8 protein-coding genes and 1 pseudogene are annotated in these 8,926 nt (G+C 46.1%); 1 reads left to right on the top strand and 8 read right to left on the bottom strand.

The features are described 5' to 3' along the window. Positions 1 to 176, top strand: a pseudogene (locus AK963_RS35755) (IS256 family transposase); the annotation flags it as partial. A 109-nt stretch (positions 177 to 285) separates the two neighbouring features. Here the strand turns inward: AK963_RS35755 and AK963_RS21800 are convergent. From AK963_RS21800 to AK963_RS21765, 8 genes are all read right to left on the bottom strand, one after another. Continuing rightward, positions 286 to 1,227, bottom strand: coding sequence for a type VI secretion system baseplate subunit TssG (locus AK963_RS21800; protein WP_066017533.1), 942 nt, complete (start codon positions 1,225 to 1,227; stop codon positions 286 to 288). Then, on the bottom strand, positions 1,220 to 2,998 hold the full coding sequence (locus AK963_RS21795) for a type VI secretion system baseplate subunit TssF (protein ID WP_066017532.1): 1,779 nt from the start codon (positions 2,996 to 2,998) through the stop codon (positions 1,220 to 1,222). The genes AK963_RS21800 and AK963_RS21795 overlap by 8 nt, the downstream gene beginning before the upstream one ends. Continuing rightward, positions 2,977 to 3,366, bottom strand: coding sequence for a GPW/gp25 family protein (locus AK963_RS21790; RefSeq protein ID WP_066017531.1), 390 nt, complete (start codon positions 3,364 to 3,366; stop codon positions 2,977 to 2,979). Before AK963_RS21790 ends, AK963_RS21795 begins: the two co-directional genes overlap by 22 nt. A 14-nt stretch (positions 3,367 to 3,380) precedes the next feature. Continuing rightward, positions 3,381 to 4,646, bottom strand: coding sequence for a type VI secretion system contractile sheath domain-containing protein (locus AK963_RS21785; protein WP_066017530.1), 1,266 nt, complete (start codon positions 4,644 to 4,646; stop codon positions 3,381 to 3,383). A gap of 8 nt (positions 4,647 to 4,654) precedes the next feature. Next, complete coding sequence (gene tssC / locus AK963_RS21780; protein ID WP_066017529.1) at positions 4,655 to 6,166, bottom strand: type VI secretion system contractile sheath large subunit; 1,512 nt, start codon at positions 6,164 to 6,166, stop codon at positions 4,655 to 4,657. Between the two features lie 9 nt (positions 6,167 to 6,175). Then, complete coding sequence (gene tssB, locus AK963_RS21775) at positions 6,176 to 6,676, bottom strand: type VI secretion system contractile sheath small subunit (RefSeq protein ID WP_066017528.1); 501 nt, start codon at positions 6,674 to 6,676, stop codon at positions 6,176 to 6,178. Between the two features lie 80 nt (positions 6,677 to 6,756). Beyond that, positions 6,757 to 7,296: a type VI secretion system tube protein Hcp gene (locus AK963_RS21770; RefSeq protein ID WP_083232835.1), complete on the bottom strand. Its 540-nt coding sequence runs from the start codon at positions 7,294 to 7,296 to the stop codon at positions 6,757 to 6,759. Positions 7,297 to 7,620: 324 nt separating this feature from the next. Further along, a complete protein-coding gene (locus AK963_RS21765; RefSeq protein ID WP_139117581.1) occupies positions 7,621 to 8,652 on the bottom strand; it encodes a hypothetical protein in 1,032 nt (343 codons plus the stop codon). Positions 8,653 to 8,926: the final 274 nt, after the last annotated feature.

Here is an 8,926-nt window from a genome sequence, read left to right as displayed (position 1 = left end):
GCGTCATTCGTAAGGCGATCAAGAACCGGAAGATTTTTCGGACTGATGAGTCAGTCATGAAGGTAATCTATCTGGCCATGGAAAAAGCTTCCGAGAAATGGACCATGCCGATCAGGAACTGGAAAGCAGCCATGAACCGGTTTGAAATTATGTTTCCTGACCGGTTCAAGGAGTAATAGTTTTGGTGGCGTTTACACAGAATTATTTACAGGCTCGGTTTTTAAAGGATTTAACTACAGCCCACCCAGTCGAATTATCCATAACTGGGGTGGTTCCTTTATTGGTTCATGACTTAGCTTTATCCAATAGCACCTGAACCGTTTTTTTATGGCAAGACTGAGGACGTAGAACTTGATATTGCCCCAAACGTATTCTGCCTGCGGATAGGACAGGAGCCTCAAGAAGGTCACCTGGTATTTCGGCGTAACATTTTAAAGTCGTACAATTCAGCAGTAAATAACCATAGTTGTATAGACTATCTATTGTGTTCTTTATCTTTAGTTTATGCCATAGGCTTCTGCTGTTGACACTGACATGTATCGTACATGGCATCTCATTGACTGTAATCTGTCTCCCCAGAAGCAATCCTCTTCCAAGAAGATTGCCAGTATTAAAACCAAGGCACCAACGCAGCTCTTCACTTAGCGTAAAATGTGACAAATGCCCCCAACGAACTTTAATAGGTAAATTAAAGTAGAACGATAACATCCTATCCAGATCGCCAATATAGGTGGTTTTGACTTTCAGGATCGAGTGGAATCGTAATAAAGCAAGGTTTGTGAATACACTATCAGTGGATTGTGAGAACCCATTGATGTCTAAAAAAGACCCTGACCACTTGCCGATTTGATGGATACGTTCAAGCATCATGGGTAGTGATGCGTATTGATCTATTAAAAAGCGTTTTTCAAGGAGTATGGTATTAAATATCTGGATAAAGGCAAAAAGGCCAGACTGTTGCTGTTCAATATGGACCTGTCTCAGTGCATCCTGAAAGTAATGTGGCATGATGCCTTTAGGGCCGGTCAGGCCGGGAAGGTTCGCCATCACAACGGTCTCGTTGTCAGTGGTATCCAAAGCAAACACTTCCTGATCAGACTGATGTCCGTATAAAGAAGTCAATATTCTTGGAAGCTTCCCATCTATCGTCAGCAACATCCTCAGAATCTGGCGAAACTCAAATCTTTCTGAATGTTTGAAAATAGTGGTTTTGATGGTTTCAGTCATCAGTCAATACCGGGAAACTCATGGTCTTGACGCCACTGCCTGCGCCTGACTTTAAATGAACGATCATACGGCTATGGGTGCCCATTGGGCGCCAGAAATTCAGTACATGGCGAAGCAGGTTTATCAGCAGCGTTGCAGGAAGAGAGGTTAATTTCAGGCAGTCCAGGGTTATATGAAAACAGCAGCCCTGGCTGATAAAATAACGGTTAGCCACTATGGTTGGCCGAAGGTCATGTGAAACCTCCAGTGACTCAATACTCCGCAATATATGACCGAAGTTACCCGAATTCGGCTGGATAAAAAACTGGAGCACGCGTTGTAATTTGCCAGCCTCATTTCTTTGGGTTTTGAAACTGCGTATATTGAGCTGTAAGGCCGAAAGCAAATCCCAGCTGGTTCCCGTTGACAGCAAGCCATCCACACACACCATTGAAGTATCATTCAACAAATGAACACTGCAGGGCAAAGACACATTGATCGCTCTGACTTTAGCTGTAACCGGCAACTGGCTGGCCTGCGGGTCATAGCAAAGACATTTAACTGCCATCAATTTCCTGCTCAGATCATGATGCTGTCCAGTATTCATGAACTGAAGATAGTCTGTGTCCTGATCCCTGCTGAATTGCCAGCTCATATCTGAACGGACCTGTTCAAAAGAGGAATGAAAAAGCGCTGATAGTTCAACAGGCTGTTCCGGCTGGGTGATATCGGTGACTGAAAGTATTTCCCGTATCCTTGCACTATGATGCAGTGGTCCCATGGATAGGGGCGTATCATGGATTTCATGGTTGATTTTGACCGGATTGGTATGACCCTCATAGAGGTTAACAACCGGCGTACAGCCCAGCATAAGATGATCCAACCCGATAGCATCTTTACTGTGTTCAATCTCATCTTCCAGTAGCCAGAGGATATCCAATGTCGGACCGTTTATTTTTTCGGCATAACCGGTGAGATCAAGATGAAGAAAGCGGAAAAGTTCATGAGCCTGAAAAAAATCCATCAGCAGTTGATGGCTGTCGGAAAGCCCGGGATCCGTTGGTAATATACGACAATCCCCATGAAACATGGGCCAGGATAATCGCTCCAATGGTAGGGTGATCACTTGTTTATCAAAGCAAATCAGGATGCGCTTTAATGAACTGATCAGAGTATCAAGAAACTCATCGGCCCTGAAAGCACTGGGGTTTGCGTAAAATTCTATTCCCGGATCAAGGTATTCTCCCAGACCGGTGGTAAGATCATTACTGGCAATCGAGACTTTCAGGGCAGACCGTACCTCCGGTAATGGCTGCATAACATCGATGACCTCTTCACTAAAGGGGGCAGAAAGGCTTTCAATACTGCTTATATTCACAGGCAACAGGCAGTGACTTCTGCAGGTTTGAAACGAATATTTCCCCTTTTTATCTCCCAGCTCAAAGAACGACCCTTTATGAAGTGTTGCTGCCTCCTTTAATTCACCGGTAACAAATTTCAGAACACCAAAAGAAGGAACAGGCTTTAGAAAATCCGGATAAAACAGCTGAAAAATCTGCCTGCAGACTGACTCATAACCATCATCCAGGCGCATCTGAAGCTCTGTACACAGCCAGGCAACCCCCTCCAGCAAGCGCGATATGTCCGGATCTGATGGAGTTCCCTCGTTCAAATCCAGTTGACGGGCTGTCTCTGGCTGTTCACTGGCAAACGCCCGGAGTTTTACCCGGAGTTTATGTAATTCCTTATCATACAGTCTGTTCTGCAGACTCAACTTATGCGTAGATGGCATGGGTAACTCACCCTGAATTGAATACTCTGCTGGTGGCTATCCGATAACGCCCCTTCGATAAAAAAGCTCAGTAAATCCTGTCCATAATCTACATACACCGTTACCCAGTTCAAGCGTGGCTCATAGAGAAGGATTCTCTGCTTTAGAATCTGGCGCAGGCGAATGTTATCGATAAGGTGAGTCTGGCAACAGGGTATGCCAAAACCAGAAAGACCCGTTTGCCTGGGGCCAGAGTCAGAATGACTCGACAGGATTGAGTTTCCAGATGTTGCCCGGGTTGATACCAAAGTCACGATCGTGTAGATGATACTGTCACGGATGCTTTCATCATCATTACGGGTGGTCATTTTAATAAACTTTTCGAACATGATTACCTCCTACACTATCTGGCGGTGTGATCTGGTAGAAAATCGTTGAATTCCGTTGACAATTGCAAGTGAATTCTTAATGCATCCACTGTTAACCCGGGCGGTAAGTGCGGGAGCAATTCCAGAGTTGCCAGAAATGCTCCCGGCTTAGTCCCCTCCTCCTGAACCGATAACTTTGCCCATTTCAGTGGAGAAACCGCCAGCAGGGACAATTCTCTGATTTCTGAGGAACTGCAATATTGATCAAGCCACCGTTGCAAATCGTTGGCATACTCCACAGCCTGATTGGATGAGCCTACCCGTTCACGGGTTTTAACTTTCAGGTAATGCCCAAAGCGGCAGACAATCAGCAAGGGGGGCAGAAACTGGCAGGATTCCTTCCCCGGGAGTACACCCGTCATGGACATGGAAAAAAAACCCGCCGTATGATCGAGCCAGCCACTGCCCAAAGGCATGATGCCAAGCCTGGTAAAGGTCGATTCGACCGATTCAGTAAGCCGGATTTCGGCCATGACACCCGGCTTTTCCTGCTGCTCCGGGAGTACGGCTCCACACTTGACCCCCTCGCCCCAGGCCTGCAACCCGGAAAACCAGCCATATTCACCATACTCCCTGATCACCAGGGCAAGTAACGCATAACCACTATGACACCAGACAGACCTGATACGAGGACGGTAAACCGGGTTGTAACCCCCCCTGCCATTTCCGGTGGTAAAACGAGGCCAGGTTACCGCAAGAAAACTGGCGGATACCTGTTCTCTGATTGCCCTGAAACTCTCATAATCGGCAAATGTACCAACCCTTTCCAATCTTGATGCACAGCTGGACAGGGAGGGGTTGTCACTTTGCCACAGGTTGCCCATACCAAGAACTATCGGGCAGAGGGACAGTTCACCCAGTTCAGAAAGTTGACGAACAAGGCCTGCCTGTTCAGAAGGGATATGGTTGAAAAACTCAAAGCTGTAGCCTGCCATCAACAGGCCAAAAGGTTCACCCCCGAGCGTACACAACCCTTCCCGGTAAAGCCTCTGATAGAGCAGGGATTGTGACAGATTTCCCGACGATCGCAGGTTGTTACTTAATTCAACCTGACAGAGATCCATAATTTTAATTTTTGTACCATCGCCACTCTGTTGTTGTTGAACCAACCAGTGCAAACCAGTCCATGTAGCCTTGAGTTCTGTATAGTCAGTGGTATCGATAACTGCCTGAAGCTGGCTGCGCAGTAACTCATCAACCGCTGCAACCAGGTGTAACAGGCATATTTCCGGTGTTCTCATATCAGTAATTATGAAGACGGTATGGCAGCCACCGTTCTCAGAGATGCAGTGAGCTCTTCCATTTGCAGCCAGGGTCTGAGGTTGGCCACCACAAAATAACTTCCGGGCCTGCCTTTTTGTTCTATCACCGTGATCTGCGACTCCCTGAGTGGGCATCTTGCCCTGGCGTCATTGCCTACCGCATTGGGGTTGGTATACTGACCTATCCAGTTTTTAAGTTGCTTTTCAACATCTTCAGCGGTCAAATTGGAACCAATATGATCACGTCCCATCACTTTCAGATAATGGGCAATCCGGCTGCTGGCCATAACATAAGGCAGCCGGGCTGATATCGCGGCATTGGCAGTGATTTCCGGCTCAACATAAGTCTGCGGTTTCTGGGCCGTTTGAGCACCCAGAAACACTGCATAGTTCTGCCCTTTATAATGCACCAGCGGCAGGAAACCCAGGTCACTGAGTTCCTTTTCCCTCTCATCAGTCAGATTGACCTCGGCAGGACAGAACTGAAGGCGGTCACCTGACAACGATTGATACGTAAAGTTGGGCAAGTTCTCCACCCTGCCGCCATTATCAACGCCACGAATGGCGGTACACCAGCCAGATTGACTAAACGCCCTGGTCATATTCAAAGCCAGTTCATAGGCTGCATTGGTCCAGACAAAGTCCCGTTCATGATCCAGTTGACAAACGCCATCTTTGTTGCGGGACAGCTCCTCAAAATTAAATTGAGTTACCGGATTGCTCTCGGTTCCGTATGGCAGCCTGGCCAATACACGGGGCATGGTCAATGTTACAAACCGGGCATCATCACAGCTTCTGAAAGCATTCCAGGCACCGTAAAGCGGGTCATCAAAACCTGTGGCAACAGGCCTGCCTTCCGCCAGATCAACAAAAGAAGATAATTCAAACATCTCAGAGGGGGCAGCCGCTATAAAGGGACAATGGCTGGCGGCGGCGACTTCAGCAAGATAACGGAGCAGCGTAATATCCTGATCACTGTAGCTGAAATACATATCACCCACCAGTACACCATAGGGCTCACCGCCTGCTGTACCGAACTCCTGCTGGTAGAAGGTATTAAACAGTGGACTGCGGTCAACAGCAGGTGCATTTTCAAATTGCGTTAGCAACTCTTCCTGAGAGGCATCAAAGAGCTTTACCTTCAAGCTTGTACCGAGTTCAGAGTTACGTACCAGCTTTTGCAGGCCAAGCCAGCTACCCTCCAGCTTGCGAAACCCGGGATTCGCCATAACTGTAGACAGCTGACGCGAAAGAAGCTCATCAATGTTGGCAACCGCATCGTTGATGGTATGGGTCAGATTCCCCTTCCACTTCAGGCGCCCTTCTTTAAACTGCATAACGAGGTTGATGATCAGAGACTTCAGGTCATCCGCATTACTTTGCCCCCGGTTTTCCTGAAGGGTTACCAGAACGCCGTTGGCAAACACATCAGGGACAGTTGCTTCAGCGGGGTTAGCTGCAACATCTGCTTCAGCAAGGTTAGCGTCAACATCACTCATGATAACTAATTACTCCTTACCAATATCCAGCTCATCTGCCAGTTTTTGCATCAATTCATTATTGCTGATCACTTGTCTCAGCGTTTTTTCAAGATCCCGACAACGGTCTGACTTGCCCAGCAACGACATCAGCTGGCTTCTGGCAGTGACCAGTTCATTCAGAACTGGCACCTGTCGCACAATACTTTCAGGGTCAAAGTCTGCCATGGAATGAAAGGAGAGATTACAGGCAATGGGTGCCCCATCCTCTTCAAGCTTATTTTCTACTGACAGACTGAGTTCAGGACCCAGTCTTGACATCACCAGATCAAAATTATCCTGATCAACCCGGATAAACTGCCGGTCTTCAATAGCGTCCTTTCGGTCATCAGGGCGGTGACCTGAAAGATCGGCAATGACCCCAACCACAAATGGCAGTTCACGGCTTTGGGTAGATCCATTAACATCAACATCGTAAGTGATACTGACACGATTTTTATGAATGCGTTTGTGTTGAGAATTTTGAGGCATTTTTCTGAATCCCCACCATTTTGAGACAGTCGATTGATACGATTTATATAACGTTAAAGAGCCGACACAATTGTCATTAATCAGCTTGTCACCGTAGACTCTGCAGAACCTGACTTGACGTTATAGGTAATCAGCCCACCCGGTGTTAATTCACCAGTAGCTGATTCATACCAGTGTTTTATATGGAACATGCTATAGGCGATGTGATACTGCACCGTCGGGGTGGATTCCGCACCTGACATGCAAAAATAACTGAGTCGGCTTTCCTCAAGGGTCACCTGCAGGTAGACTTCAGGTCCCTGATTTGCAACTCTTTCAGGCTTTGTGCCAATCAGAAATATTTTCCTCCCCTCGCTAGTCGGTGCCAGTAACAGTGATAAAATGTTTTCATAGGCACCGCAGAGAGTTTTATCGAGTCGGAATTCATGCATCAGACAATGACCACTATCCTTATTATGGTGGTCTCCAACGTCCATCCCTATCGTTCGGGAAGCTCCCCAGCTAAACGACGTTATTCCAAACCAGCCTTCATTCGGCAAACCATCACCACCAGTAAATTTTTCCAGTGTTGCCGCTCCTTTTGGTGTTTGTCCTTCAATATTCATAAAAAACGTAGCCATAGAAAATCTTTGTAAATCAAGAGTTCAGAAAATGAATAATGTTTGTTTTTACTGTTTTTTCCGGAATAGAACAGAACAGTATCATTAACACTACCCTGCCCATTAGTCAGCCAAGAAATATCAAACTTAAAATGACTTAATCCCATTAACAACAGATTATTTCCTGATAATCATAAAAATATCCCTCCATAAACCATTCTCTAATTTAAAATAATGGATGAAATTTGAAACACTCACCATCTACCTCCATATAGGGTCATACTCGATAATTAAGCGATTTTTTTTAAAATAGACCGTTCTGTTCAACAAATATATTTTTTAAATCTATTCATCAGATTTTTCTCCAATTGATACGGCATCAATCATACCAAGCCTCCGGCAAATATCCTGATAAAGCTCCTGCTGTTCTCCTGTCATCTTTAAAAGAAGTTCGGGAAAACTCAGGTTCAGCCAGTTCAGCGCTGTTTCAAGTTGCCAGGCAACAGGGCTATGGGGTTCTGTCTGGCGGAAAAAGGTGATCAGTTCCTGCAGGCTATCCCTGGCATAATCTCGATTCATGGTTTTTGGCCGCTCCGGCGATGTGGCCGACATTGCATCATCATCCGAGCAATCTGAAACTCCTTCACAGTCTGCCATTTCGCTCTCTGCGCACTGCGAACTTGGCACGCATTGACTGAGTACTGCTATTGCATCGTTAATTACAGATCTGAATTTCCGAAGATGTATTGTTCGACCAAAACGGTTGAAATGCCCTGGAAGCTTCTCCAGTGGCCCCGCAAGGGATTGCAGGCTACTCAGATTGTCAGAAGAAAGGCGGTCCGGTGTTCCCTGTCTCTCACTATCTGCCTTGATCTCCGTCAGGGACAGGTTATTCAACAGTGCGGTTTCCTGCAGTGGAGGCAATAACAGCGGCTCCGCACTCTCATCTGAAACCATAGACGCCAAACGACCGAGAGAGTCGTATAAATACTTCTGATTTTCACTGCTCAAATCTGCGGGTACCTTTTCAAGGCAACGATCCAGAAGAAGAAAGGAAAAGGAGAAGGACTGCCATGAGAATTCCGGGACATAAAGACTGGTATATGCCAGCCAGCCCAGCCACTCCGGTGACCACAGAGCCTTGCTCTTCATTTCACCTAACAACCACTGATGGCACTCCTGCCAGGCACTGAACAGGTTCTTTCTGAGGCTGGCTGCCGCTTCAACATCAGGTTCCTGAAACCACGCCCGGGCAACTGAGTTAGCCTCAGCAATTAATTTCCGGAAAACACGGTATTCACTCGTGCTGTTTAATAGAGGAAGTGGATCTGAATCTGCAAAGAGAGAACAAAGGGCAGCATATAGATTCTCATTCAAAGTAAGCATAATGTGCAAAATAAATATTGATAGTTCTGTTTAAGAGATTACTAAACCTGGAAAAGGTTCAATATTAAAATCAACTTCCATGATTAAAATATCGAGACTAGCCAATAATCAAAACCAAGTCAAAAAAAAACATTTTCTGGGAATGTAATTTAAATTGTGTAAACGCTTGTCGTTAATACTCCAAAATGGAGAATAACAATGAGCGTTGAAATCAACGAAAAACTGGTAGATCAAATAGCCAGTCAGATTAAAACTCAGGATGATC

Origin of the sequence: Endozoicomonas atrinae, from assembly GCF_001647025.1 — a bacterium.
In the GTDB taxonomy this organism is placed as follows: Bacteria; Pseudomonadota; Gammaproteobacteria; order Pseudomonadales; family Endozoicomonadaceae; genus Endozoicomonas; species Endozoicomonas atrinae.
This window is presented reverse-complemented; position numbering and strand designations above follow the sequence as displayed.